The organism is Desulfovibrio sp. 6_1_46AFAA, from assembly GCF_000224635.1.
Lineage (GTDB): Bacteria > Desulfobacterota > Desulfovibrionia > Desulfovibrionales > Desulfovibrionaceae > Desulfovibrio > Desulfovibrio fairfieldensis.
Genome location: NZ_JH114300.1, coordinates 381,659 through 406,232, shown reverse-complemented (window position 1 = coordinate 406,232; position 24,574 = coordinate 381,659). Strand labels below are relative to the sequence as shown.

23 protein-coding genes are annotated in these 24,574 nt (G+C 59.6%); 7 read left to right on the top strand and 16 right to left on the bottom strand.

Features of this window, described 5'->3' with window-relative positions; genetic code table 11:
• Positions 1-121 precede the first annotated feature (121 nt).
• The 13 genes from HMPREF1022_RS01620 to HMPREF1022_RS01560 all read right to left on the bottom strand — a co-directional run bounded on the left by HMPREF1022_RS01620 (position 122) and on the right by HMPREF1022_RS01560 (position 11,892).
• Positions 122-1,588: a cation diffusion facilitator family transporter gene (locus HMPREF1022_RS01620; RefSeq protein WP_008683970.1), complete on the bottom strand. Its 1,467-nt coding sequence runs from the start codon at positions 1,586-1,588 to the stop codon at positions 122-124.
• 181 nt (positions 1,589-1,769) lie between these two features.
• Entirely contained in the window at positions 1,770-2,501 is a 732-nt protein-coding gene (locus HMPREF1022_RS01615; RefSeq protein WP_008683969.1) for an outer membrane protein assembly factor BamD, read from the bottom strand.
• Positions 2,494-3,423 carry a thioredoxin-disulfide reductase gene (trxB, locus tag HMPREF1022_RS01610; RefSeq protein ID WP_008683968.1) on the bottom strand — a complete coding sequence of 310 codons (930 nt, stop codon included), beginning with the start codon at positions 3,421-3,423 and terminating at the stop codon, positions 2,494-2,496. The genes HMPREF1022_RS01615 and trxB overlap by 8 nt, the downstream gene beginning before the upstream one ends.
• A complete protein-coding gene (gene trxA / locus HMPREF1022_RS01605) occupies positions 3,420-3,791 on the bottom strand; it encodes a thioredoxin (RefSeq protein ID WP_332248508.1) in 372 nt (123 codons plus the stop codon). Before trxA ends, trxB begins: the two co-directional genes overlap by 4 nt.
• 115 nt (positions 3,792-3,906) lie before the next feature.
• Positions 3,907-4,989, bottom strand: a complete 1,083-nt coding sequence (tsaD, locus tag HMPREF1022_RS01600) for a tRNA (adenosine(37)-N6)-threonylcarbamoyltransferase complex transferase subunit TsaD (RefSeq protein WP_008683966.1) — start codon at positions 4,987-4,989, stop codon at positions 3,907-3,909.
• Positions 4,990-5,017: 28 nt separating this feature from the next.
• Positions 5,018-6,025 carry a class 1 fructose-bisphosphatase gene (gene fbp, locus HMPREF1022_RS01595; protein WP_008683965.1) on the bottom strand — a complete coding sequence of 336 codons (1,008 nt, stop codon included), beginning with the start codon at positions 6,023-6,025 and terminating at the stop codon, positions 5,018-5,020.
• A gap of 98 nt (positions 6,026-6,123) precedes the next feature.
• A complete protein-coding gene (locus HMPREF1022_RS01590; protein ID WP_009301590.1) occupies positions 6,124-7,617 on the bottom strand; it encodes a hypothetical protein in 1,494 nt (497 codons plus the stop codon).
• Positions 7,618-7,959: 342 nt separating this feature from the next.
• A complete protein-coding gene (locus HMPREF1022_RS01585; RefSeq protein ID WP_008683958.1) occupies positions 7,960-9,042 on the bottom strand; it encodes a tetratricopeptide repeat protein in 1,083 nt (360 codons plus the stop codon).
• Positions 9,026-9,349, bottom strand: a complete 324-nt coding sequence (locus tag HMPREF1022_RS01580) for an FtsB family cell division protein (RefSeq protein WP_008683956.1) — start codon at positions 9,347-9,349, stop codon at positions 9,026-9,028. The genes HMPREF1022_RS01585 and HMPREF1022_RS01580 overlap by 17 nt, the downstream gene beginning before the upstream one ends.
• A gap of 2 nt (positions 9,350-9,351) precedes the next feature.
• Positions 9,352-9,606, bottom strand: coding sequence for a hypothetical protein (locus HMPREF1022_RS01575; RefSeq protein ID WP_008683954.1), 255 nt, complete (start codon positions 9,604-9,606; stop codon positions 9,352-9,354).
• The gene (pgsA, locus tag HMPREF1022_RS01570; RefSeq protein WP_008683952.1) at positions 9,603-10,166 is read right to left on the bottom strand and encodes a CDP-diacylglycerol--glycerol-3-phosphate 3-phosphatidyltransferase; all 564 of its coding nucleotides are present in this window, start codon (positions 10,164-10,166) and stop codon (positions 9,603-9,605) included. Before pgsA ends, HMPREF1022_RS01575 begins: the two co-directional genes overlap by 4 nt.
• Before the next feature lie 147 nt (positions 10,167-10,313).
• On the bottom strand, positions 10,314-11,228 hold the full coding sequence (locus HMPREF1022_RS01565; RefSeq protein WP_008683949.1) for an Mrp/NBP35 family ATP-binding protein: 915 nt from the start codon (positions 11,226-11,228) through the stop codon (positions 10,314-10,316).
• Between the two features lie 37 nt (positions 11,229-11,265).
• Positions 11,266-11,892 (bottom strand): protein-L-isoaspartate(D-aspartate) O-methyltransferase, encoded by a 627-nt coding sequence (locus tag HMPREF1022_RS01560; RefSeq protein ID WP_035060413.1) that lies wholly within the window; start codon positions 11,890-11,892, stop codon positions 11,266-11,268.
• Between the two features lie 251 nt (positions 11,893-12,143).
• On the opposite strand from HMPREF1022_RS01560, the gene HMPREF1022_RS01555 reads away from it, so the two are divergent.
• Positions 12,144-13,466, top strand: coding sequence for a M23 family metallopeptidase (locus HMPREF1022_RS01555; RefSeq protein ID WP_009301588.1), 1,323 nt, complete (start codon positions 12,144-12,146; stop codon positions 13,464-13,466).
• Positions 13,467-13,874: 408 nt separating this feature from the next.
• Here HMPREF1022_RS01555 and HMPREF1022_RS01550 read toward each other — a convergent pair whose 3' ends face one another.
• From HMPREF1022_RS01550 to HMPREF1022_RS01540, 3 genes are all read right to left on the bottom strand, one after another.
• Complete coding sequence (locus HMPREF1022_RS01550; protein WP_008683943.1) at positions 13,875-14,168, bottom strand: trash; 294 nt, start codon at positions 14,166-14,168, stop codon at positions 13,875-13,877.
• Positions 14,169-14,312: 144 nt separating this feature from the next.
• On the bottom strand, positions 14,313-14,843 hold the full coding sequence (gene folK, locus HMPREF1022_RS01545; RefSeq protein ID WP_008683941.1) for a 2-amino-4-hydroxy-6-hydroxymethyldihydropteridine diphosphokinase: 531 nt from the start codon (positions 14,841-14,843) through the stop codon (positions 14,313-14,315).
• An 18-nt stretch (positions 14,844-14,861) separates the two neighbouring features.
• Positions 14,862-15,821: a GGDEF domain-containing protein gene (locus HMPREF1022_RS01540; protein ID WP_009301587.1), complete on the bottom strand. Its 960-nt coding sequence runs from the start codon at positions 15,819-15,821 to the stop codon at positions 14,862-14,864.
• A 321-nt stretch (positions 15,822-16,142) separates the two neighbouring features.
• On the opposite strand from HMPREF1022_RS01540, the gene xerD reads away from it, so the two are divergent.
• The 6 genes from xerD (at position 16,143) to HMPREF1022_RS01510 (ending at position 24,507) form a co-directional block, all read left to right on the top strand.
• Positions 16,143-17,072, top strand: a complete 930-nt coding sequence (gene xerD, locus HMPREF1022_RS01535; RefSeq protein WP_008683935.1) for a site-specific tyrosine recombinase XerD — start codon at positions 16,143-16,145, stop codon at positions 17,070-17,072.
• Positions 17,069-19,756 (top strand): CBS domain-containing protein, encoded by a 2,688-nt coding sequence (locus tag HMPREF1022_RS01530; RefSeq protein ID WP_009301586.1) that lies wholly within the window; start codon positions 17,069-17,071, stop codon positions 19,754-19,756. The genes xerD and HMPREF1022_RS01530 overlap by 4 nt, the downstream gene beginning before the upstream one ends.
• A gap of 64 nt (positions 19,757-19,820) precedes the next feature.
• Positions 19,821-20,315, top strand: coding sequence for an HIT family protein (locus tag HMPREF1022_RS01525; RefSeq protein ID WP_008683931.1), 495 nt, complete (start codon positions 19,821-19,823; stop codon positions 20,313-20,315).
• Positions 20,316-20,783: 468 nt separating this feature from the next.
• On the top strand, positions 20,784-21,233 hold the full coding sequence (locus HMPREF1022_RS01520; RefSeq protein WP_009301584.1) for a LapA family protein: 450 nt from the start codon (positions 20,784-20,786) through the stop codon (positions 21,231-21,233).
• 128 nt (positions 21,234-21,361) lie between these two features.
• On the top strand, positions 21,362-24,103 hold the full coding sequence (mutS, locus tag HMPREF1022_RS01515; protein WP_009301583.1) for a DNA mismatch repair protein MutS: 2,742 nt from the start codon (positions 21,362-21,364) through the stop codon (positions 24,101-24,103).
• Positions 24,100-24,507 (top strand): DnaJ family domain-containing protein, encoded by a 408-nt coding sequence (locus HMPREF1022_RS01510; RefSeq protein ID WP_008683926.1) that lies wholly within the window; start codon positions 24,100-24,102, stop codon positions 24,505-24,507. The genes mutS and HMPREF1022_RS01510 overlap by 4 nt, the downstream gene beginning before the upstream one ends.
• The last annotated feature ends 67 nt before the right edge of the window (positions 24,508-24,574 follow it).

The window sequence follows — 24,574 nt, the reverse complement described above, 5'->3', positions numbered from 1 at the left end:
ATCGAGGACTCGCCAAGAGGAGAACAGCGCAAATAAATTAGGCTTACGGTTCGTAGCGCGAGGCTGCTCCCGAGCCTCGCCAGAGCATTTCAACGTTGAAATGCCCTGACGTACGCCAGGGTCAGTCCGCCTGCTGCTCCGCCGAGACGGCGTCCGGCTCCATGTGAATGATGATCCTGCCCAGCAGCGGCACGGCGACGCGCAGCTGTTTTTCCAGACGCACGCAGATGTTATGGACCTCCACCACGCTCAGCTCGCCGTTGATGCCGCAATGGAAGGAAATACAGATGCCCTGCTCCGGCAGCTCATAGGTGGAAAACTTGTGAGGGTCGCAGACCAGCGGTTCTTTTTCCACCGCCGCATGCACTTCCCGCCAAGCCAGCTCGGACAGGGGCACGGAAACGGCGGCTCCGGCATGCAGTGCGCTGGCCGCGCCCTCAGGTTCCAGATGGCTGACCACTTCCGCACCGGGCAGGGCTTGGCGCAAGTCTTCTTCAAAGGGACGCACCCGCGCGTAGGCCTCGGCAAAAGGCTGGGTGCCGGGCAGCTCCACATGCAGTTCAATGTGGAACAAAGCGCCGGTGCGCAGCACATGCACGTTATGCACCGCCAGGCCGTGCTCCGAAGCCGTGCGCTGCACCAGAGAAAAAGGATTCTCGTCCTTCCGGGAGCGGGAGCTTAAGGGCTCCACGTGCACGGTCACATCCGAGCCCGGCAGGATGGCGGCCACGGCCTGTTCAGCGTCATGGGCCAGCTTGTGTCCGTCACGGACGCGGATGCCCGGTTCCACGCCAATGCTCAGATCCACAAAGGTCTGCGGGCCGCTATTGCGCAAGCGTATCCGCCGCACCGCCGTGATGCCGGGCACCTGCCGCACGGCCTTGACCACCGCCCTCTGCTCCTTGGTCGAGCCTGAATCCATCAGCGTGTTAATAGACTCCACAGCCATGCTCAGACTGGCGCGGAAAATAAGCAGGGCCACCACCAAGGCCGCCACAGTATCGGCTTGGGCCAGCACCCGGTAAAGCGGTTCCGGCAGATTCAGGGCAGCGGCCAGCCAGACGGCCAGCACGCCGACCAGAACCACGGCCGAGGACAAGATGTCCGTGGAGAAGTGCAGGGCGTCGGCCTCCAGCGCCTGGCTTCTGTACTGGCGGGCCACCTTCCGCAGAACGCGCACACGGTTGATATCAATGCCCATGGAAACAGCCATGACGGCCACGCCCCAGAGCGAAGGAGTTATGGGACTGACACCCTCCAGAAGCCGCTGCACGCCTTCATAGACCACCCAGAAGCAGGTCAGGAACAACAACAGGGTTTCCGCCAGAGCGGAAAGATTTTCAACCTTGCCGTGCCCGTAGGGATGCCGACTGTCGGCCGGGCGGGCCGAAATGCGCACCGCCGCCAGGGTCATGGCCGCCGCCAGCAAATCAAGGCCGCTGTGAAGCGCTTCGGAAAGAATGCCCAGGCTGTTGGTGTACAGCCCCACGGCCAACTTCAAACCGGTCAGGGCAAAGGCCGCGAACAGCGAGGCCAGCGCGGCGCGGTGCTTTTCGGCGGCGCCGTCTTCGTGCCGAAGGCTCTCCATAACTACTCCCGATAAAAAAAGCCCCCGGAGGGGCTTTTTCGCTTCCTTTAGAGCATGCAAACTTGAAATGCTCGTTTACGGCGAGCAAAGCCCGCCTACTCGCATTTCGTGGCAAGGATTTGCAGACAGGTCCTTGCAGAGCAGTTCACGCATGAAATGCGTGAACTGCTCTAGCACGCCGCTACAACCAGGTGAACCACTCCCGCCAGGAACCCTGACGCTTTTCGCGCGTCTCCGCGGCCTGTTCCTCGCGGTAGTTGTGGTAAGCGGCCAAGCTCTTTTCCTTGGCGTGTTCCGCCACTTCCGGCACGTCCTTGAAGTTTTCCATGATGAATTCATACCGCCGCCAAGCCGGGCCGTATTTTTTCATGTGCCAGAACACGTCGGCAATGTACAATTCGTGTTCGGCCATGAGTTTGCGGCAGGTATGCATGTGTTCTTCCGCGCCCTTGGCGTAGGGCGAATCGGGATACATCTGAGAGAGGCGGTTGAAGTAATCGTAGGCCTCCTGCAATTCCGTGGTAGCCCGGTCAATGGAGCGGAATTGCTTCATGAGCGACATGCCCGTCTGATACAGCACATAAGGTATGGCTTCATGACGGGGATGGAGCGACTCGAAATCCTTGTAGGTTTCGGCGGCCAGCTCGTATTCCTCATCCAGAAAATAGGCGTCGCCCAGCGAAAGTTCAGCATCAATGGTATAAGGGCTGAACGGATACGTGTCGCGCAATTTGTTGTACAGCTCCACGGCGCGCACGTAGTTCTTTTCACTCATGGCGTCGTTGGCGGCTTCAAAGATCTCCTGCGCGGTGTCTTCAGCCGGCGGCAGATAGATCATATCAATGATGCCGCAACCGGACACGGCAAACAAACTGACGGCAAGCACAAAGCAGCGAAGCAGTTTTTTATGCATGGAGCTGTTCCAAAAAGACAAAAGCCGCTTGCGCAGCCGTTGCGCCGTCACCGGCAGCGGTGATTACCTGACGGCAGAGTTTGGAGCGAATATCCCCGGCGGCGAAAATGCCGGGAATACTTGTGCGCATTTCCGTATCCGTTACGATGAAGCCCTGGTCGTCGCGCTGAAGTTCCTGAGGCAGAAAAGAGGTTACCGGTGCAAATCCCACATAGACGAAAAGTCCGTCCACCGGCAGCTCTTCTTCCGCGCCGTTCTGAATGTTGCGCAGATTGAGGCTTGTCAGCTGCTCATTGCCATTCAGGCTTGTGATGACCGTGTTACGGTGGATTTCCACCTTGTCGGGCATGCTCTCCAGCCTGTCCTGATAGACTTTAAGGCCTCGAAAGCCCTCGCGCCGATGGATCAGGTGCAGCTTGCCCACGATTTTGGCAAGATACAGCGATTCTTCAAGGGCGGCATTGCCGCCGCCCACTACCGCCACAGTCTGCCCACGGAAAAAATTACCGTCGCAGAGGGCACAGTAGGAGACGCCGCGTCCGACCAGACGATCCTCATTTTCCAGTCCCAACTGACGATGACGCGCCCCGGAACAGACGAGCACCGTTTTGGCGGCGTATTCCTCATCGCCTCCGGCGCGCACATTGAACCGGCCTGCCGCGCCGGAAACGGATTCCACGGCGCCGGTAGGCCGGTCAATGTCGAGGCCGTCCAGATGGGCGGCAAAAAGATCGGCCAGCTCATAACCCTTGATGCCCTGGGGGTAGCCGGGGTAATTTTCAAGGGATTCGGTCTGCAGAACCTGGCCGCCCGGAGTCAGCTGCTCAAAGAACGACACTGAACAACCGGAGCGCGCCAAGTAAAGGGCAGCCGTAATGCCGGCCGGTCCGCCGCCGATAACAACGGCGTCGTATGCCTTCATGCCAGGACCTTTGAATCAAGCAGTTCCTTCATGGCCACCTTGGTGACGGCGCCGGTGATCTGTTCCACCGTTTCGCCGTTTTTGAAGACTACCAAGGTGGGAATGGCGCGGATGCCGAATTTTGTCGGCGTGGCGGGATTCTCATCCACATTCATTTTAACCACACGCACCTTGCCTTCGTATTCCTTGGCGAGTTCGTCAATGATCGGACCCACCGCGCGGCAGGGGCCGCACCAGGGAGCCCAGAAGTCAAGCAGAACCGGCAGATCGGATTTCAGAACAAGGCTCTCGAAAGTGGCATCAGTGACCTGTTCAGCCATATGATTACTCCTTGGGTTGCTTAGGGTCGCGCACGGCGGCTCGGCAATGCCAATGGCCGCGCGGCGCGCATTGTACAGACGGACCGGCGGGGGCGCCGCGTCCGCTTCTGTGCCTGTTGAGAGTAGATATCTAACGTCCCGGTGTCAAGACAATCTGCGCGTTTCAGGCGGGTTCCCCGACCTGTGCCGTATCCGCGCAACACACCATATCCTCGGGCACCGCCCTGCCGCGCGGAATGGTTTCCATGCGCAGATCATGGCAAAAACCGGCCTTACCCAACAGCCAGCCGGCATAGGCCGTCATGGCGGCATTATCCGTACATAAGGTCGGGTTCGGCACAAGGATGTCGCCGCCCCGTCGCCGCATGAGCTCAATCATGCGGCTGCGCAGCAGCGAATTGGCGGCAACCCCACCGGCCACAATCAGCGTGCGCAGATCCGGCTGTCGGTCAAGAGCGCGCTCAACCTTGACGCACAGCGTATCCACCACCGCCAAGTTGAAAGACGCGCAGCAGTCCCTCAGAGCCTCGGGCGCATCTTCAACCTTCTGTAACGGATGCGGCCAGAGGCCGTCCAGATGCTGCTCAATATAGGAGGCGGCCGCTGTTTTCAGGCCGCTGAAACTGAAATCCAGATTGTCGTTGTCAAGATACGGGCGCGGAAAAAGTCCGGCATCCGCCCTGCCGACGGTGGCCAATGCGTCCATGAGGCGCCCGCCGGGGTAGGCCAGGCCCAACAGTTTGCCCACTTTGTCAAAGGCCTCACCCGCCGCGTCATCCAGAGTCCGGCCCAGCGGCAGGCAACGCCAGGGAGACTCAAGCCGGTAAATATGGGTGTGACCGCCGGAAACCAGCAAACCTAAACAGGGAAAACGCAGCTCCCGCTCCAGCCCCACTGCCAGCAAATGCGCGTGCAGATGGTTGAGGCCCAAGAAGCGCGCCCCCAATCCCAGAGCCAAGCCCTTGGCAAAGGCCACGCCCACCAGCAGACTGCCCAGCAGACCCGGACCGCGCGCCACGCTCACAAGGTCAATGTCAACGGCTTGGCGTCGGCAACGGCGCATCAGTTCGTCGAAAAGCGGCCCGATATAGCGGTAGTGCTCCCGCGAGGCCAATTCCGGCACCACTCCGCCGAACAAAGCATGCACGTCCGCCTGGCTGGCAAGAACCGAGGCCAGCAGTCGACCGTCTTCCACCAGAGCCAGAGCCGTCTCATCACAGGAGCTTTCAATGCCGAGACAAAGCATGGATCACAGCCCCCGCGCCGCTACGGCTTCAGGCCTTGGCATGTTGTGCATACGTGCGCTCCACGGCTTCCACATCCTTGCGCGAACCGATGAACAGGGGCGTACGCGCGTGCAGGCGCTCGGGCTTGCGCTCCAGAATGCGTCCCCGCCCGTCGCTGGCCTTGCCGCCCGCCTGTTCCGCCAGGAACGAAAGAGGTGAGGCCTCGCACATCAGGCGCAGCTTGCCGTCAGGCTTATGGGCGTCCGGCGGGTACATGTAGATACCGCCGTAAATCAGGGTGCGGTGAAAGTCCGCCACCAGCGCGCCCACATAGCGGGAGGAATAGGGCTTACCGTCCTGGCTCTCGCAGGTGTGGAACCAGTTCACGGCTTCGCGTGTAGCTTCGTCCCAGTATTGCCAGTAGCCTTCATTGACGGAATAGATATGCCCCTGTTCCGGAATACGCATATCGGGATGGGAAAGCAAAAATTCTCCCACGCCCGGATCCAGCGTGAAGCCGTGCACGCCCTGTCCGGTGCTCAACACCAGCATGGTTGACGGCCCGTACAGAATATAGCCGGCCCCGACCTGCTGTACGCCCGGTTGCAGCACTTCATCGAGCGTCACTTCACCCGTGTGCCCCTCGGGCCGACGCAGGATGGAGAAAATAGTGCCCACATTGATGTTGACGTCGATGTTGGAGGAACCGTCCAGCGGGTCAAAAATCAGAATATAATCGCCGCGCGGGAACTCCGGACTGACGCGGATGAGCTCGGCCTCTTCCTCGGAACTCATGGCGCAGAGCGCGCCGCAACGTTCCATGCGGTAAATCATGATCCGGTTGGCGATAGCGTCCATTTTCTGAACATTTTCGCCCTGAACGTTCACTTCGCCGGTGCCCCCCAGAATATCGAGCAGACCGGCCTTGTTGATGCGGCGGGAAATGGACTTGCCGGAAAGAATGAGATCATAAAGCAGGCCGGTGAACTGCCCGGTAGCCTGTGGCGTGCGCTTTTGGTGTAGCAGAAGGTGCTCGGTAACCGTGATGTCAGCCATGAGAGCCTCCTTGATAACGTCCCGGAAGCGGAATTACTCCGGGGCCGGAAAGGCATGCGCCACCCTGAGGGCGGCGCATGCCAGCATTCTGCGATGCGTCAGTTCTGTGGACCGAAAGGACTCGGCCGTCCGCCCGGCAGTGTTGCGGGCGCTTGCGGCTCGCCTTCCTTTTCCGGAGCCTGTTCCGTCGCAGCGCCGCTTGCGGCAGGCGACTGTTCGGCGGATGGGGCCGCTTCCTGCTTCGGCTCCTTGGTCTGAGTCGACGACGTTTGCGCCGAAGACTCTTGCTTTGTCGCGGGAGCGGCCTCTTCCCCGGCAGGCACGGCCGGGCTTTCCGTATGGGGGCCGAAGGGGCTCGGGCGCTTGACGACCGGAGCTTCTTCACGCGGCCCAAAGGGACTCGGACGGCCGCCCGGCAACGTGGGCATATCAGCGTCCGGAACCAAGTCCGGAGACGGCATGCTGCGGCGCGGCTGCTGCGGTGCGGCCTTTCTGGGGCGTTGTACCCGCTCTACCGGCACATTTTCGCCTTCCAGCTGACGTTCCTGCACGCGCGACTTTTCGGCGCCCTTGCCTTTCAGCAACATGCTGTCACGGCTGCCCGGCTGGATTTCATTGGACGGCTTGCCCGCGGTTCTGCCGGGCGTGCCCATGTCGGCGGCCGGAGCGCCCTCTTCCGACGGAGCGCCAAAGCTCGGCGCGCCGGACATGTCAGTCTTATCTTTGTGCTCCGGCTGCGGCGGGGGCGGCAGTTTTTCACGTTCCTTGGGGAAGAAAGGCAGACCCTGCTCCAGATCGCCCTTGCCCTCAGGGAAGGTGCCGGATTCAGCCACGGCGAAAACCAGGGGCAGATTGCCCAGATAGCGTACCATGTAATAGAAGGAGCCCGTGGCGTTGGTGCAGGTGCCGGACGAACTTTTGCTCACCACTTCAGACCAGTCGACGCCGGCCAGCGGCGTGGCCGCGAAATCGTACTTGCCGGGCCAGAGCAGGGCTTGGGGAGACAAAATCACCATATTTTCCGGGCTGCCGGAATATTGCATCAGAGCCCGCATGTCGAAATAGGCCACTACCACGCCCAGGAAATCCACGCCATCATACAGCGGCGCGGCCAGCATGACCTCCGGCCCCAACGGCGTATTCTGCACATCGGCGCGCAAAGCGCGGCTGTTCTGCTTTTTATCCTCATAGAGCAGCGGAATAAAATCCAGATCCTTCATGGAAGTGGCCGGCTCCTGTCCCAAGATGGTGCCGTCATACTTGACGCCGGCAAAACCGCTGATCCAAGGGAAGGTGGCAAAAAAATTGCTGATCCATTCCCGCGTCGGGGGCTTGTCCGCGTTGAGCATGACCCGCTCCAGGCGGCCCAGTTCCACGTCGATGCCCATCATGCAGTTGGTCAGAGCCAACGCGCGGGGAGAAAGATCGCCCTTTTCGTCATAATCCACGCTGGCCGGAGGACTGACATAGGTATTCCAGAAGCCCTTGGTGCTCTTCCAGGCGTTTTTGGTGGGCTGGTAGGAACTGCAGCCAGCCGCCAGAGACACGGCCATCAGCAGCAGAAAACAACGCAAAAAAGAATTCGACACCATATTCCCCCGTGCATTAGAGCATTTTACGCTTGAGAAGCTTGCGCAACGGCGGGCCGCACCCACCTGCAAATACATCCCGGCAAGGATTTGAGGGCAAATCCTCATCGAGCAGCTCAATATTACGAAGTTAACCCGCTCTAGAGCAGATTACCTTTGAAACGCTTTGCGTTTCAAAGGGGGCATTCCGGAAAAAACGCGGTTTTTCCGGAATCCACGCCGCGTTGCTCTCGATGTCTGTACGCCCTTTGGGCTACAGGCACGGCCCTACGGGCCGCCCGTCGGGTCGGTCTTCGCGGCGCGCCTCACCGTGTTCGGCGTTAGGCATTTCAAAGTTGAAATGCTCTAGTCTTGCGCCCTGGCTTCCACGCGCTCCGCTAACGCCTCAAGCATGCTGATCAGCTTGTCTTTGCCGCTGGCGGATTCCTCCTGTTGCGGAGGCTGTTCCTGTTCCATCTCCTGCGCGCTGCCGAGGCGCGCGCTCAAGGTGGCAATACGCTGCTGCAGGTCGGCGCTCTCCTCCGGGGCAACCGCCACCGCAGCCAACTCATGGTAAATATCCAGCGCTCCCTTGATATCCCCCTGCTCCGCCAGAACTTCGGCCATGGAGCGGGTACGCAGAGAAAAGCGCTCTTCGCTGTCGTCAGCGTCGTCCGCGTTGCTCGCCGGTTGCGTGTCCACGACATCGGAGGCCTGAATCGTTACGACAGCAGTTTTTTCCCTGCCCGGCATTTCCAAAGGCTCCGGCAGGGCCTCGTCCTCGGCCATGGCCGTGTCGGGATCAAAACCTTCTCCGTCCGCTTCCTCAAAAGGGGCGTCGTCATCCTCAACCGCTGTTCCGGCGGAAAATTTTTTGAGAGTCAGATCAAGCTTCAGATCGTCTTCCTCCGGCAACAACGGCAGAGGCGCGCTTTCACTCAGGGGCGCGTCCTGGCCCGGTGCAGGCTGACCCGGCATTTGCGCGGCGGCGTCCACTGTCCGGGACCGAAAACCAGAAGAATTTTGTTGCGATTGCGGCTCATCCAGCAGCGAGGCAATGCCGCGGTCCAGCACTTCATGCAGGGAGATGGGGCCACGCATGAAATGCGCGGCCAGAAAACGCAGCACCGAGGCGGTATCCGGCGAACCGTCCGACGTGGACAGGCAGGCGGCCCAAGCCTGCCAGAAACCCGCATACGCGGAAAACATGGAACTGAGTTTGTCTATTTGCCTGACGCAGGCCTCGCGGCGGCCAGTTTTATGCAAAAGCTCAATAAAAAAAAGACGCGCTTCCAGGAACTCGCCATGGCGCTCCAGTCCATGTTCCAGCACGGCCACGGCTTCGTCAAAGCGCTGCTCCTCAGCCAGCATACGCGCCAGAGGGAAAAAAACCTTGGAATTGGGTTCCAGTTCCAGAACCTCTTTATACCATTCAATTTTTTCCGTCATTGTCCGCGGCTCCCTGTCCGGTTTTGGCCGACTTTCCAAAAAGATACAGCACTTCGTTATCCCGCACGTAATGCAGGCGCTGGCGAATCATTTTTTCCACATACTGGTTATCAGACTGCAGCAGACGGATTTCCCGGCTCAGCGCCAGATTTTCCGCGTCCAGACCGGCGACCTGCTCCTGCAGGGCGGCGTACTGCCGCTTGAGTTCGCGATATTCCATAAGACCGGTGGGCCCCCAGATCATGCGACTGAACAGAACCACATTGATGAGCCCCAGAGCCACGAGAATGAACACACGCCAGAACATGATTACTGCAAAAGACGTTTCTGTTGCGGCTGCCCCCTGCGGAAAAGCCTGAGTTCAGCGAGAAAACTGGCCGTGGCGTTTTCAAGACGTTGCACGTCGTCCTCCGCCAGATTCATACGGTCCACGCGCTGCAAATAGTCCTTGAGGGTGGAAAGCTCTTCGTCGAAATGTCGCCCCCAGATCCCGGCACGCATGTCGGGCTCCAGATCCAGAATGGTCTGGATGCAGTTTTTGAGGCGGATCTGCAACGTGCTCATGCAACCTTCCCGGGCTGAACCTTATCGCAGGCATGCCGGTAAAAATAATAACAGTAGTTGACGCCGGAGATCAGAGCCAGGGCCAAGGCCACATAGAGCAGCACTTCGCCGATGGGCCAGAGCGCGACGCCGAACAGGGGATAATGCAGGATCAAGGGCACGATGGCCACAATCTGCAGCACGGTTTTGGCCTTGCCGAACTTGTCGGCGGCCAGCACGATGCCTTCGTCGATGGCCATGGCGCGCAAGCCGGTCACCACCAGTTCCCGGCAGACGATGACGATCACCACCCAGGCCGGAGCCCAGCCCAGCTTGACGAACATGATCAGCACCGAGCAGATCAGCACTTTGTCGGCCAGCGGATCCAGAAATTTGCCCATGCTGGTGACCATGTTTTCACGCCGGGCGATGTAGCCGTCCATCCAGTCGGTTATGGCGGCGAAAATAAAGGCCAGCGCGGCCAATATGCAAAATGCGGGGCCTTCGAAATACAGCAGAACAACGACCAGAGGCGCCATCAGAATGCGCAACAAGGTAATTTTATTGGCAAGGTTGAGCATTGTTCCTCTCTGGCGTTTCCATCGGAATTTTTTGTTTTTCTAGCACAAAAGCGCGGGGGAGAAAAGAAGAAATATCCCGCCTTGCGGCGGACTCGCGCGGTCTCGGCATGAAAAAGGGGCCCCTCCGGCTGAAGGGACCCCTGAAGCTCAGGAATTGGGGCTGGACAGGGCTTCCAGGCTGTTGTCCGCGGCCTCCGCAATGGCATCGGCCAGAGCCAGGAAGGCCGACTTGGCCGGGCCGTCGCTTTCCAGATAGACCACGGGCACGCCCCGGTCGGCGGCCACCACCGTGGCCGGGTCCAGGGGAATGGCTCCCAGGAACTTGAGCCCGTAACGCCGGGCCAGCTCCTCGCCGCCGCCCTTCTTAAAGAGATCAATCTCAGTGTGGCAATGCGGGCAGACCAGTCCGCTCATATTTTCCACCACGCCCAGCACATTGGCATTGGCATACTGGAGGAAATTCACCGCCTTGCGTACGTCGGCCAGGGAAATTTCCTGCGGGGTCGTCACCACCACGCAAAGCGCGTCGGGGATGCTCTTGAGCACGGTCATGTGCTCGTCGCCGGTGCCGGGAGGCGAATCAATCAGCAGGAAGTCGAGATTGCCCCATTTCACGTCCGCGAGGAACTGGCGGATGGCGGAGGACTTTTTGGGCCCGCGCCAGAGAATGGCCTGGTCCTTGTCCTGCAACAGCGAGTCCATGGAAATGACGGACAGATTCTCATTGTAGGCGGCGGGCAGCATCAGCTCGCTACCGGGGTCCACTTCAACGGTGCTGGTGAGGCCCAGCAGGTTGGGCACGCTGGGGCCGTGCATATCCACATCCAGAATGCCCACTTTGAAGCCGCGCCGGGCCAGGGCGGCGGCGGTGTTCACCGTCACCGAGCTTTTGCCCACGCCGCCCTTGCCGCTCATGACGAAAATTTTATGGCGGATATGCCCCAAAGTGGCGGCAATGACCCTGTCCTGGCGGGCCATCAGATCATTGCAGTTCCCATCGCCCCCCTTGTCCGTGGAACTGGAGCAGGATGAAGCGGAAGAACAGGAAGAACAGGAAGACATGACATCTCCTTCATTATGTTGGCAGAATTCCAGAAACTCAACGGGACGACGGTTGCCAGCCGTGGTCGCCCACCAGATCCACAAAGATGACCGAGCCGAGATCCTCGCTGCAGATGCGGCCCTGTTCTTTGCGCAGGCGCATCAGCCGTTGCGTGCGCGGCCGCGTGCCCACGGGGATGAGCAAAATGCCGCCCTCATCCAACTGCTCCAGCAAAGGACGGGGGATCTCGGGGCCGCCTGCGGTAACGATGATGCGATCAAACGGAGCCGCCTCAGGAACCCCCAGGGTGCCGTCACGCCGCTGCATGTGGATACCGCGAAGGCCCAGTTGCCGCAAGAGGGCGCCGGTATTCAGATAGAGTTCGCGCAGACGCTCCACGGTAAAGACGATGCAGCCCATGGTGGCCAGCACGGCCGCCTGATAACCGGAGCCGGTGCCGATTTCCAGTACGCGCATGCCCCGCTCCACTTCCAGCAGCTCGCTCATCAGAGCGACGATATAGGGCTGAGAAATGGTCTGACCGTAACCGATGGGCAGGGGGGTATCCTCATAAGCTTGGGCGCGCAGAGCTTCCTGCACGAAAAGATGCCGGGGCACGGCGGCCATGGCCGCCAGCACGCCGGAATGGCTGATGCCTCTGGCCTCCAGCTGCTCGCGCACCATCCGGCGGCGCAAGCGCTTGGGGTCTACCTGCTGGTCCCGCGCGCCCTGCGCGTTGGGGAAAGCCTGGTCATATGGATATCTGCCGCTCTGCATACTGCGGAAGAAGAAACAGATTTTAGCAGTCAAGTCAATGCGCGGGCACGCCGACGGACAAGGGCGCTTCATGCACGGTCAAGAAAATATCAAGACTTTTCCTTGAAAATCACCGTTCTTTGTGCAAACATTTCAAACACCGTCACGAGGAGTTCCTGATGCGCAAAAAAGGTATATTTTCCACTGTGTTAGTTCTGCTGATCGTAGCCGCCCTGGTTGTCGGCGGCTATACTTTTTTTAAGGATATGGACGGCCCGGCCGTCCAGGTTTCGCCTAATACCGGCAGAGTCTCGCCGGCCACAGTACTGCAGATCCGCATGGACGATCCCTCTGGCATCCGCGCGCTGACTGTGGGCATTCGCAAAAACAACGTGCTCAATGTGATCTTCAACAAGCATTTTGAAGAGTACCTGCCTGAGCGGGTGGTGAACGTCCCCCTGAAGGACGCCAACCTGCGCGAAGGAGCTTTTGATTTGGAAATCCGCGCCACGGACGGCTCTCTGGCAGGCTTCGGCCAGGGCAACACCCGCACCGTGCAACTGCCCATGCGCCTGGACACCCAGCCGCCGCGCATTTCCGTCAAAACCCTGCCGCCCAATGTGCGCCGGGGCGGGTCGGCGGTGGTTCGCTACACCATTGATGAAGACGTAAGCAACAGCGGCGTGCTTGTGGCAGGCTATTTTGTGCCCGGCTTCCTGCAAAAGGACGGCAGCTACCTCTGCTTCTTCCCCTTCCCCTATACCATGACCGCCCGCGACTTCAAAAACGCGGTGGAGATCACGGCCACGGACCTGGCCGGCAATGTGACTAAAAGTCGCCTGACGGTCATGGCCTATGAACGCAACTTCAAAAGCGACAGCCTGGAACTGAAGGACGATTTTCTGCTTTCGGTGGAGAACAAACTGCGCAATCTGGCCCCCAACGCCGCCAATCCGCTTGAATGCTACCTTTATATCAACAATCAGGTACGCGCCGCCAATGTGCAGACCCTGCGTGAAATCGGCAAGGATACCGCGGCGGCCATGCTCTGGAGCGGTGCCTTCACGCGGCTGCCCCGCTCCGCCGCGCGGGCCGGTTTTGCCGATCACCGTTTCTTCCATTATCAGGGCAAACTGGTGGGCGAATCCTTCCACCTGGGTTTCGACCTGGCTTCAGTGCGCAATGCCGACGTGCCCGCCGCCAACAGCGGCCGCGTCGTCTATACGGGCGATCTGGGTATTTACGGCAACCTCGTGGTCATTGACCACGGCCTCGGGCTCATGTCCCTGTATTCCCATTTGAGTGAAATCCAGGTCAACAAGGGCGACGTGGTCAAGAAGGGCCAGACCATCGCCCGTACGGGCAGCACCGGCCTGGCTTTCGGAGATCATCTGCATTTCGGCATGCTGGTGGGCGGCGTTGAAGTGACGCCTTTGGAATGGATCGACCCCAAGTGGGTGCGCGACAATATCACCGGCAGGTTGGAAGCCGCTGCCAATTAGAGCAATTTCACTTTGAAATTGCTCTAACGCCAAACACTGTGATGCGCGCCGCGAAGACCGACCCGACGGGCGGCCCGTAGGGCCGCGCCTGTAGCCCAAAGGGCGTACAGGCATCGAGAGCAACGCGGCGTGGATCCCGGCGAAAACCACGTTTTTTGCCGGGATGATCCCTTTGAAACGTATAGCGTTTCAAAGGCAATCTGCTCTAAGGCAAAAAGACTCCGCGCAGACGGCGACGCAAACATGCTCTTGCCGCAGATGCTGCCAGGGAAGCTGCATAATTCCAGGTAACGAAACAGCCCCGCTGATGCAGAAGACATCAGCGGGGCTGTCAATTTTGACTGCGGATCGGCGAGTCGGACCAAAGGCAGGTATGCGCCTCTGCCTTACGCGGCGGCGAAGCAGAAATTATTCGCGGGGAGGCAGTTCGCGGCCGCCTTCTTCCAGGCGCTGCAGGAATTTGTCCCGACAGTCATAGCTGCAAAAGCGGTATACCTTGTCGCCGTCGCGCACGGAGATATTGCCGTCCACTGAAACATAGGTCCCGCACTCGGGATCCTTGACCATTTCACCGGCGGCCACTTTGCGTTCCAGATCAGCGGCGCTCTCTTCCTTGTTTATCTTTTTTTTCTTAAGCACGTCATTGGCGAAGAGACGGTACAGAACATAGATCGCCACGATCAAAATAAGCCATTTCAACATTCGTTATGCTCCTTTCACCGTTCCGAGCATGCTGCGCCGCAACGGAATATGGCGTATGGTTCGCGCGGAGCTTGTGCTCCACGTCTTTCGGGCGTCATGCCGCTTCGGACCGCTGACGACATTAGCACAGAGAGGGGGAACGCGTCACTGAAAAATTCTGCACCCGTCCAGCCTGTAGTTCAGGCGCGCCAGCCATTGCGTGGCGGCGGTTCCCTCAATGCGGACCTGAGGTGCGATATCCAGAAGAGGCACCAGAGCAAAGGCTCGTTGCGCCAGACGCGGATGCGGTACGCGACAGGCGGGATCGGAACAATGCTCCTCGCCGAAGAGCAGAAGGTCCGCATCAATGGCGCGCGGGCCGTAACGCAAAGCCGGGTCCGGGCTGCGGACACGCCCGAGGGTGCTTTCCAGCCGGAGCATGGCCGCCAACAGACGCCGTGGACGCCATACCGGCGCGAGTATGAGTTCCACCACCTGGTTCAGAAACCAAGGCTGCTCCGTATACCCCTGCGGTTCCGTGCTGTACAAGGGCGACGCCGCACTCAGGCGCAATTCCGGCAGGCGGGAAAGTCCTTCACGAGCCCGCGCCAGCATGGCCTCCGCCTCGGGGCTGTTGGAACCCAGCCCCACATACGCCCGAATCTCTTCATGCAGCGCCGTGTGATTTTCCGTCATAGGTATCGCCGCGAAGGTTCAAAGCAACTGTTTCATGGCCCGCTTGCGGGCGTAAAGACGGCTGTCCGCTCGCTTGATGAGGTCAGAAAGCGTATGGTCCTGGCCTTTTTTGAAAAAAGCGTGCCCCGCCGCAAAACTGAGGCGGGTGGTATTGGCCATATTGTAGGCTTCCTTGCGGTCTTCCAGCTCCCGGAGCGCCCGCTCCAAAATGCCGTTGTCGGCGTCGGGCAGAAAAACCGCAAACTCGTCGCCGCCGTAACGGTACAGCTTGGCTGTGGCAGGCATGGACTCCTTGAGCAGGAAGGCGAAACTGCGGATCAGCTGATCGCCCGCAAGATGCCCCAAGCTGTCATTGATCAGCTTCAGGTTATTGAGATCAAACAGAACCATAGCCAGCGAATCTATTTCCGACAGACGCCCGGAAAGCTCAAGCAGATCGGTTTCATAGGCGTTGCGGTTGCCCAATTCCGTAAGGCTGTCGGTAAAGGCCAATTGATGGGTGCTGGCTATATATTCATAGGCTTCCTTGCCGAAGCGGAAAGGGAAATACTCGTCCGGGTCTGTAACTTCATAAGGATGGGAAAGGTGCATATGCACCACTTTAAGCCGGTCGCCGAACAGGCGATAGAAAAAACTCACCCGTTGGTGGCAGCGGATGAAGAGTTTGGTCTCCGGGTCCGACGTCACGTAATAACAGCCGGACACAATACAGGATTCCTCATCCTCATAGGGCACCAGATACTCTTCCTGCTCCATGGTGAAGGTTACGTCCTTCTCCTGGTCCAGAAGCGCCTTGGCCTTATCCAGGCCGGTGACGAACTGGGAACGCAGGGGGCCGATCCACATCACATTTTCCACAAGCTGGTCCCAGACGAATTCTTCGTCACGGACATAGTGACGGTTCATGATCTCGCTGGTCAGCGCCACGCCGCGCCGCCCCAGCGCGCCAACACTTGCTTCATTGTGAATGATATACATGATGTCTTGAACATAGCCGATTCGTCGGCCGGAGGGAAGCCCGCCAAGCCCCGGACAGCCGTTTTTTTCTACAGCATTTACCACTTGAAATGCTCGTTTGCGGCAGGAAAAGCCCGTCTACCCGCATTTCGCAACAAGGATTCGCAGACCAATTCTTGCGCCGAGCGTTGCATGCGTAACGACACGGTTACATCGCCGCAATCACTGTCGCCTTCGCAGGCAAGCTCTGCCTGCTTATGGATAGCGCGCAAAGCCGTTGGCTCATTCTATTCGTGAACTGCTCTAAAAGGGCACTTGCCCGGCGCGGGCAAGGCGGCTAGCATGACAGGCATGGAACAATCGCAAGCTGTCCCTCCCCTCTCCAATCAGCTCCCGGCTTGGCTGGACTATTTACTGGCGCAGCGCGGTCTTTCGCCCCGGACAGTGGAATCCTACGGTCAGGATCTGGAAAGTTTTTTTCTGTTTGAGGAAGAACTGGCCCAAAGCGGCGGCAGTGCCTCCTGCCTGGACGAGCAGGAAATTTTTTTGTATCTGGCCTGGCTGCGGTCCAGAGGCAATACCGGGCGCACGCTGGCCCGCCGTCTTTCCGCCCTGAGGGCGTTCTTCGCCTTTGCCGTGGAGGAAGGAACCCTGAAAACCAATCCAGCGCTTTTACTGGAAAATCCCAAATTACCCCAGCATCTGCCGGAAGTGCTCAGCCGCGAGGAAATGGAAAAATTGCTGGTCCTGCCGGATATGGACGAAAAAAGCGGCCGACGCGACCGCTGCATGCTGGAGATGCTCTATGCCGCCGGTCTGCGGGTGTCGGAACTCTGCAACCTGAGTGTGGCCGACCTGGACCTGCAACGAGGGCTGGTGCGCGTATTCGGCAAAGGGGCCAAAGAACGCCTGGTGCCCCTGCATGACATGATCCAAGCTCTGCTGGGCGACTATCTGCGCTCCTGGCGGCCGCTGTTTTCCCCCGGCGGCAACCAGCTTTTCGTCAACCGTTCCGGCCGGGCTCTGAGCCGTCAGTATATCTGGAAAATGGTCAAGAAATACACCCTGTTGGCGGGTATCCGTCGAGCAGTCTCTCCCCATACCTTCCGGCATTCCTTTGCCACACACCTGCTGGAAGGCGGCGCGGACCTGCGCGCGGTGCAGCTCCTGCTCGGGCACGCGGACATCAGCGCCACGGAAATCTATACCCATGTCCAGGCGGAACGCCTGCGCGGCATTCATCATCAATTCCATCCCCGGAGCCAGCTGTGAGCGCCGCTACGGCCACTTTGATCACCTGTCACGCCAATGCCGACTTCGACGCCTTTGCGGCCATGCTGGCCGCGCGGCATCTCTATGCGCCCTGCATGCTGCTTTTCCCGGGCAGCCAGGAGCGTGGCCTGCAAAAAGTATACGCCAACCTGAACCCCGCCGCCTATGGCTTTGCCGAGGCCGCCGACCTGCGCTGGGAGGATTTCGATCGGCTGGTACTGGTGGACACCCGCCAACGCAGCCGCGTGGGGCATGTGGCTCCCCTGCTGGAGCGACCCGGCATACGCATCGAAGCCTGGGATCACCACCCCGACTCGCCGGACGATATCGCGGCGGATGCGGTGCATCTGGCCCAGGTGGGCGCGGTGACCAGCCTGCTGGTCCAGAACCTCGAGACGCAAAACGTCCGTCTGGGTAGCGACGAGGCCACGCTGCTGGGGCTGGGCATTTACGGAGACACGGGTTCGTTCACCTACTCCTCCACCACGGCGGAAGATTTTCAGGCTGCGGCCTGGCTGCTCGGCCAGGGCATGGACGTCAACCAGATCAATGAGATGGCGGCCCATGAGTTGACCAGCCTGCACATCCAGGCCTTGAACAGCCTGCTGGAATCGGCGCATACCTATACCATCAACAATACGCCTGTGGTCCTGGCCGAAGCCTCCATGGAACACTACCTGGGGGACTTCGCCTATCTGGCCCACCGGCTGATGGAAATGGAAAAATTTTCCGTCCTGTTCGCCATCGGGATCATGGGCGACCGCATCCAGGTGGTGGCGCGCAGTCGCAGCGACGCGGTGAACGTGGGCGACATCTGCGCGGAACTGGGCGGCGGCGGCCATGCCTATGCGGCATCGGCCTCCGTCCGTTCCATGACCATCAATGAAGTGCGCGAAACCATTTTGCGCCGTCTGTACGATCAGGCCAATCCGGACAAAACGGCGCGCGAATACATGTCCGCGCCTGCGGTAGGCATTGAATCCGCCTCCAGCATTCAGGAGGCCGACGAGCTGATGCTCCACTTCGGTCTCAAGGCCGTGCCGGTGTTCAGACCGGGCACGCGTTCCTGCGTGGGCCTGCTGGATGCCCAGACCGCTTCCCGGGCCAGCGCTCACGGCCTGGGCGACTCGCCGGTGGAGGACTATATGCAGCGTCGGGTGCGCACCCTGCCGCCCGACGCCAGCCTGAAGGAGCTCACCGCGGTCATCGTGGACGCGCGCCAGCGCCTGGTGCCCATTGTGGAAGGCGAAAAAGTGGCGGGCGTGGTCACCCGCACGGACCTGATCAATGTCTTTGCCGACGAGCCGGGCCGCCTGCTGGACCGCAAAAGCCAGAACAGCAAGGAACGCAATATCGGCAAGCTCATCCAGGACCGCCTGCCGGCTGAAATCCGGGAGCTTCTGCATCTGGCCGGGCAATTGGGCAGAAAACTGGGCCTGCCGGTCTATGCTGTGGGCGGTTTTGTACGGGACCTGCTGCTGGACAGGCCCAATCAGGACATCGATCTGGTGGTGGAGGGCAACGGCATCGCTCTGGCCAAGGCTCTGGCGGCTGAATTGAACGGCCGGGTGCGCGAGCATCAGAAATTCCTGACCTCTGTGGTCATCTTCCACGACAGCAAGGGCATTGAGTCGCGCATCGACGTGGCCACGGCCCGGCTGGAATATTATGAATACCCGGCGGCCCTGCCCACGGTGGAACTCTCCTCCATCAAGATGGATCTCTTCCGACGAGATTTTACCATCAACGCTCTGGCCGTGCGTCTGGACAGCACGCCCTTCGGCCAGCTGGTGGATTTTTTCGGAGGCCAGCGCGACATCAAGGAGCGTGTCATCCGCGTGTTGCACACCTTGAGCTTTGTGGAGGACCCCACCCGCTGCCTCAGGGCCGTGCGCTTTGAACAGCGCTATAAGTTCCGCATCGGCCCGGGAGCGGAAAAGCTGATCAAGAACGCCCTGTCCCTCAAGCTCATGGACCGTCTCTCCGGGGCGCGCCTGTTCAACGAATATCAGCATATCTGCGATGAGGAGGATCCTCCGGCCTGTTTTTCCCGCCTGGACGAACTGGGCATTTTGCAGGCCATTGCGCCCCAGCTCGGCCTGACGCCCAACAGGCGAAATCTTTTGCACCGCCTGAAGGAAATGCTTACCTGGTACCGTCTGCTCTATTTCGACGAAACCGCGCAGGCCTGGCTGGTCTATTTTCTGGGGCTCAACCTTAACATGAACTATGCGGACACTTCAGCCCATTACCTGCGGCTGGGTCTGCCGCAGGTAAAGAAGGCCGAAATCCTAGGGCAGCGTGAACAGATGCGCGCCGTGCGCGGCAAACTGGAGGCCTGGCAGCGCCAGGACGACATGGGCACGGCCAAAGTCAGCGCTCTGTGCGCCCTGTTGCGTCCCATTGCTCTGGAGTGCCTGCTGTATATCATGGCCTCCACGGACAATCCCGGCCTGCAGAAAAACCTCTCGCGCTACATCACCCAATGGCGGCGGGAAAGAGCCGACATCGGCGGTGCGGAACTGCGCCGTCTCGGGCTCGCGCCGGGGCCGCTGTATGGCCGCATTCTGAAAGCCGTACTTGTCGCCAAGCTGGACGGCGAAGCCCCCAATGTGGAAAGCCAGCTCAACCTGGCCCGCCGACTGGCGCAGAATGCGTCCGAAAACAACAATAAACGCCCGTGACCGGAGCATGCGCGAGCAATCAACGCTTGCTCCCTCCCCCCATGCAGTGTATGCTGGTCTGGTCATGAAACAACTTTGGGCGCCTTGGCGCATTGAATACATCCTCGGACCCAAGCCCGATACCTGTGTTTTTTGTCTGCCCGATACCACGGACGAAGACGAGGAGCGGCTGGTGCTCTATCGCGGCACGCGGGCTTTTGTGATCATGAATAAATATCCCTATAATAACGGGCATATCATGGTCTGTCCGTACCGGCACATTATGGCTCTTGCCGATCTGGCCGCCGAGGAAACCCACGAAATCATGGATCTGATCCAGCGCTGCACGGTGATCCTCAAGGATCACTTCAACTGCGAGGGCATCAATATAGGTCTCAATCAGGGCCAGGCCGCAGGCGCGGGCATCCGGGAGCATCTGCATTTTCATCTGGTGCCGCGCTGGAACGGCGATTCATCCTTTATGGCCGTATTTGATGAAGTACGTACCATGCCGGAACATCTCAGCCGCACCTATGCGGCTTTGCGGCCCTATTTCAGCCGCGACGGAAAAGAGGCCTGATCGCCTGCCCTCCTCTTCGGTTGCCATCGGATGGAATTGAGCGTGGCGATGACATGAATGGATAGCGCTTCCGACGCGCCTGACAGCGCATTTGCATGTTAATCTGCTTACGATGTGCTCAGCGCTTTGCCGTCAGGCAAAGCGGTTTTCTCAAAATGTCTTGGTAGCGATTCACGCTTGAAATGAGTGAATTGCCCTGGTGGTCGCGTGAGCGGACCCCGTGCCAAGCGCAAGGAAGCGACCGGAGGCGACCTGACGTGCCCGTTAGCCCAAAGGGCTTACGGGCATTGATGGCAGCGATAAACCGCGTTTTAGCATTGCTGTCGGTATCCGTACGGCTCGAAGACTCGCCAGCGGCTACCGCTTCCGCAACACGCGGGCGGCGTAGAGTTTGAAGTGCGTAACATTTCAAACGCAAAATGCTGTAAAAGAATTTTGGGACAGCTTGTAGCCTCGAGGAGTATATCTATGCGGTATGTCAAGGTTCTGTTGCTCGCCATCCTTTTTTTCCTGGCTCTGGTCTTCTTTTTCCAGAACCAGAACGCCCTTTCCCAAAATCTGGTGTTGACGCTCAATCTTTTCTTCCTGCCACCCATGGCCTCCATTCCCCTGCCGTTCTATTTCCTGATCGTAGCGGCCTTTTTTGTGGGCGCTGTGCTGGCGCTCGCCTTCCTGGTCTGGGACAAGGTCAATCTCTCCGCGCGCCTTATGAAGAGCAAGTGGCGCGTCAGCAGCCTTGAGCGCGAAATGGAAAAACTGCGCAAGCAACTGGGCGCGGAAACCTCGCGCAGCTCGTTTTTGCGCAAGACGCAGAGTACTTCGCCCAATGCCGACAAGTCCGCAGGGGAAAACAAGCCCACAGCCGCGCCCAGTGCTCTGCCCGAAGACGTTCAGGTTCCTGATCCCGATAAAGCATAATTCCCGCCTGACCGCGCCCGGTCCCCCGGGCGCGGTTCTCTTTTTTTTATATGGTTTACGCGATGGCGCAAATAGGTTATCGTTTATAACTAAACGATTGCAACACCTTTTAGCGCAGCGTAACTACCATGCCAGAAACTCCCACCAAACTGACGCCCATGTTCGAACAATACATGCACATCAAGGCTGACTACCCTGATGCTTTGCTTTTTTATCGCATGGGCGATTTTTATGAATTGTTTTTCGATGATGCCGTGACTGCGGCGCGCGAATTACAGATCGCACTGACCAGCCGCAGCAAGGACAGCGAAAATCCTGTGCCCATGTGCGGCGTCCCCTGGCATGCCGTGCAGAGCTATGTGGCCCAGCTTATCGATAAGGGCTTCCACGTAGCCATCTGCGACCAGACCGAAGACCCCAAGGCCGCCAAGGGCTTGGTCAAACGGGCCGTCACCTGCGTGATCACGCCGGGCACGGTTTTGGAAGACGCCAATCTGAACACCAAAAGCCACAACTATCTGGGCGCGCTTTGCTACGATACGGGCCAAGGCCGGGGTGGTTTCGCCTGGGCGGACATTTCCACCGGGCAGTGGTCAGGCGTGGAGTTCAAACGTCAGGCAGAGCTCTGGCAATGGGCTCAGAAGCTGGCGCCGCGCGAACTTCTGGTGCCGGAAGGGCTGGAAATGCCGCCCCACTGCCTGCTGGAAGGCGTGCGCATGGTGCGCATGCCCGCCGCGCATTTTGACCTCAAACGCGCCACGGAGCGCACTCTCAGGGCACAGGGCGTACAGGAAGCCGGAGCGCTGGGTCTGCAAGGCAAAAACGAACTGATGCGTTCCTGCGGCGCGCTCTTGGTTTATCTGGATCAAACCCAGAAGCGCGATCCCGATCATCTCATGCCGTTTAAACCGCTGGACCTGAGCCGTCGCCTGCTGATCGACGAAGTGACCGAGCGCAACCTGGAAATCTTTACCCGCCTCAACGGCCGCAAGGGCAAGGGTACGTTACGCCACGTGCTGGACGATACCATGACGCCCATGGGCGGCCGCTTTCTGGAAGACATGCTCCGCCATCCCTGGCGGGAGGCCGGACCCATCGCGCGCATTCAGGAAGCCGTGGCCTTTTTCCATGACGACGACAACCGCCGCGCCGCATTGCGGGAAGCCCTGCGCGAAGTTTACGATCTGGAGCGTCTTTCCACCCGGATCAGTCTCAATCGCGGCGGCCCGCGTGATTTCATTGCCCTGCGCAACAGCCTCGCCGCCCTGCCCAAGGTTCATAACGCCCTGATTACAAGCACGAACGGCAGTTATGCCACGGAGGCCCAGTCTCTGGGGCACGAATTGCCGCAACGCCTTTACCAGATAGTTAAAACCTGGGACCATCTGGAGGACTGCACAACCCTGCTGAGTGCGGCCCTGGTGGACAGCCCCCCCACCGTGATTACCGACGGCGGTTTGTTCAAAAGCGGCTATAATGCCGAGTTGGACAAACTGCTGGATCTTGTGGAGCATGGCGAACAAAAACTTCAGGAGTTACTTGAAGAAGAGCAGAAAAAAACCGGCATCGCCAAGTTGAAAATGGGCTATAACCGTGTATTCGGTTATTATTACGAAGTAACGCGGGCTTCCCATTCGGGCCCCATGCCGGAACATTTCATCCGCCGCCAGACCCTGGCCAATGCGGAACGCTTCACCACCGTGCAACTCAAGGAACTGGAAGAAGAGCTGCTTTCCGCCGCGGACAAGCGTAAGAGTCTGGAATACAAAATGTTCCAGGATCTGCGGGAGCATATGGCTCGTCAGCGCGAGCGTATCGTGCACATGGCGGATCTGGTGGCCCAGCTGGATTACTGGCAAAGCCTTGCCCAGGTGGGACGGCAGAACAACTGGTGCCGTCCCCGGCTCACGGACAGCGCGCATCTGGACATCCGCGAAGGTCGCCATCCGGTGGTGGAAGGCATGCTGGGCAGCGCCAACTTTGTGCCCAATAATTTCCGTCTGGACCAGAAGCGCCGCCTCTGCCTGTTGACCGGCCCCAATATGGCGGGCAAGTCCACTGTGCTGCGGCAGGTTGCCATTATTTGCCTGCTGGCCCAGATGGGTTCCATGGTCCCGGCGGCTGAGGCCACGCTGGGGCTGGTGGACCGCCTCTTTTCCCGCGTGGGCGCTTCGGATAATCTGGCCCAGGGTCAGAGCACATTCATGGTCGAGATGATGGAAACCGCGCGCATTCTGCGCCAGGCCACCCGGCGCAGCTTGGTCATTCTGGACGAAATCGGGCGCGGCACCAGCACCTATGACGGCGTGGCCCTGGCCTGGGCCGTTGTGGAGGATCTGGCCAGACGCGCCGGCGGCGAACTGCGCACGCTTTTCGCCACGCACTACCATGAGCTCACGGCGCTGGAGGGACGCATTCCCGGCGTTTTCACCATGAATATCGCCATTCGCGAGTATAACAACGACATTCTGTTCCTGCATAAGCTGGTGCCCGGCCCATCGGACCGCAGTTACGGCGTGGAGGTGGCGCGTTTGGCGGGCGTGCCCGTCCCCGTGGTGCAGCGGGCCAGGACCATCCTGGCCGGTCTGGAGCGGGGCCGCGAAGGCTCGCGCAAAGCCGTATCCGTGGCGTCCATGTCCCTGCCCGGCCTGGATCTGCCTAAAGCGAAAACGGAAGCTGACGCCGATCTGCCGGAGATCAATGCCACGCCGCCCGCAGCGGAACATCCTCTGGTTCGCTTGTTGTACGATCTCACGCCGGAGACGCTCAGCCCGCTGGACGCGCTCAAACTTCTGATGGAATGGAAAAGCCTCTGGGGCACGGAGCCGAATACGGATGCCGATGACGGCGATCAGAACGAGGAAGCATGAGCGACGCCAATCCCTGGTCCGTCATTCAGTTCATCGCTGAAAAGCGTATTGAAGAGGCGCAGGCCAAGGGAGAATTCGACAATCTCCCCGGCCGAGGCAGGCCTCTGGAATTGGAGGATATGAGCCATGTGCCCGAGGAATTGCGCATGGCCTATAAAATCCTGCGCAATGCGGGCTGTCTGCCGCCGGAACTGGCCGAGCGCAAGGAGATCAGCCGCCTTGTGGATATGCTGGAACAGTGCGAGGATGAGCAGGAACGCGTGCGCCAGATGCAGAAACTGCGCTTCATGATCCAACAGGCCCGGATGCGCCGCCAGCGCTCCATCCAGATTGAACAGGATGATCCCTACTATGCGCGTCTGCTGAAGCGGATCACCGTTCTGAGCAAGCGGCATCAGGAGTAAGTGCGCGTTGAAATCACTTCAGGGTCTGTAGTCCTTCGGACAACGGCTGCCGCATGCAGCGGGCGGG

Excerpts from the sequence above, each read along its gene's own strand:
- HMPREF1022_RS01540 (WP_009301587.1), bottom strand. The coding sequence starts at position 15,821 with ATGTATATCATTCACAATGAAGCAAGTGTTGGCGCGCTGGGGCGGCGC.
- pgsA (WP_008683952.1), bottom strand. The coding sequence starts at position 10,166 with ATGCTCAACCTTGCCAATAAAATTACCTTGTTGCGCATTCTGATGGCG.
- HMPREF1022_RS01575 (WP_008683954.1), bottom strand. The coding sequence starts at position 9,606 with ATGAGCACGTTGCAGATCCGCCTCAAAAACTGCATCCAGACCATTCTG.
- HMPREF1022_RS01520 (WP_009301584.1), top strand. The coding sequence starts at position 20,784 with ATGCGGTATGTCAAGGTTCTGTTGCTCGCCATCCTTTTTTTCCTGGCT.
- fbp (WP_008683965.1), bottom strand. The coding sequence starts at position 6,025 with ATGGCTGACATCACGGTTACCGAGCACCTTCTGCTACACCAAAAGCGC.
- HMPREF1022_RS01510 (WP_008683926.1), top strand. The coding sequence starts at position 24,100 with ATGAGCGACGCCAATCCCTGGTCCGTCATTCAGTTCATCGCTGAAAAG.
- xerD (WP_008683935.1), top strand. The coding sequence starts at position 16,143 with ATGACAGGCATGGAACAATCGCAAGCTGTCCCTCCCCTCTCCAATCAG.
- HMPREF1022_RS01580 (WP_008683956.1), bottom strand. The coding sequence starts at position 9,349 with ATGTTCTGGCGTGTGTTCATTCTCGTGGCTCTGGGGCTCATCAATGTG.
- HMPREF1022_RS01550 (WP_008683943.1), bottom strand. The coding sequence starts at position 14,168 with ATGTTGAAATGGCTTATTTTGATCGTGGCGATCTATGTTCTGTACCGT.
- HMPREF1022_RS01590 (WP_009301590.1), bottom strand. The coding sequence starts at position 7,617 with ATGGTGTCGAATTCTTTTTTGCGTTGTTTTCTGCTGCTGATGGCCGTG.
- HMPREF1022_RS01525 (WP_008683931.1), top strand. The coding sequence starts at position 19,821 with ATGAAACAACTTTGGGCGCCTTGGCGCATTGAATACATCCTCGGACCC.
- folK (WP_008683941.1), bottom strand. The coding sequence starts at position 14,843 with ATGACGGAAAATCACACGGCGCTGCATGAAGAGATTCGGGCGTATGTG.
- HMPREF1022_RS01585 (WP_008683958.1), bottom strand. The coding sequence starts at position 9,042 with ATGACGGAAAAAATTGAATGGTATAAAGAGGTTCTGGAACTGGAACCC.
- HMPREF1022_RS01565 (WP_008683949.1), bottom strand. The coding sequence starts at position 11,228 with ATGTCTTCCTGTTCTTCCTGTTCTTCCGCTTCATCCTGCTCCAGTTCC.
- HMPREF1022_RS01620 (WP_008683970.1), bottom strand. The coding sequence starts at position 1,588 with ATGGAGAGCCTTCGGCACGAAGACGGCGCCGCCGAAAAGCACCGCGCC.
- HMPREF1022_RS01560 (WP_035060413.1), bottom strand. The coding sequence starts at position 11,892 with ATGGTGCGCGAGCAGCTGGAGGCCAGAGGCATCAGCCATTCCGGCGTG.
- tsaD (WP_008683966.1), bottom strand. The coding sequence starts at position 4,989 with ATGCTTTGTCTCGGCATTGAAAGCTCCTGTGATGAGACGGCTCTGGCT.
- trxB (WP_008683968.1), bottom strand. The coding sequence starts at position 3,423 with ATGAAGGCATACGACGCCGTTGTTATCGGCGGCGGACCGGCCGGCATT.
- HMPREF1022_RS01615 (WP_008683969.1), bottom strand. The coding sequence starts at position 2,501 with ATGCATAAAAAACTGCTTCGCTGCTTTGTGCTTGCCGTCAGTTTGTTT.
- mutS (WP_009301583.1), top strand. The coding sequence starts at position 21,362 with ATGCCAGAAACTCCCACCAAACTGACGCCCATGTTCGAACAATACATG.
- HMPREF1022_RS01555 (WP_009301588.1), top strand. The coding sequence starts at position 12,144 with ATGCGCAAAAAAGGTATATTTTCCACTGTGTTAGTTCTGCTGATCGTA.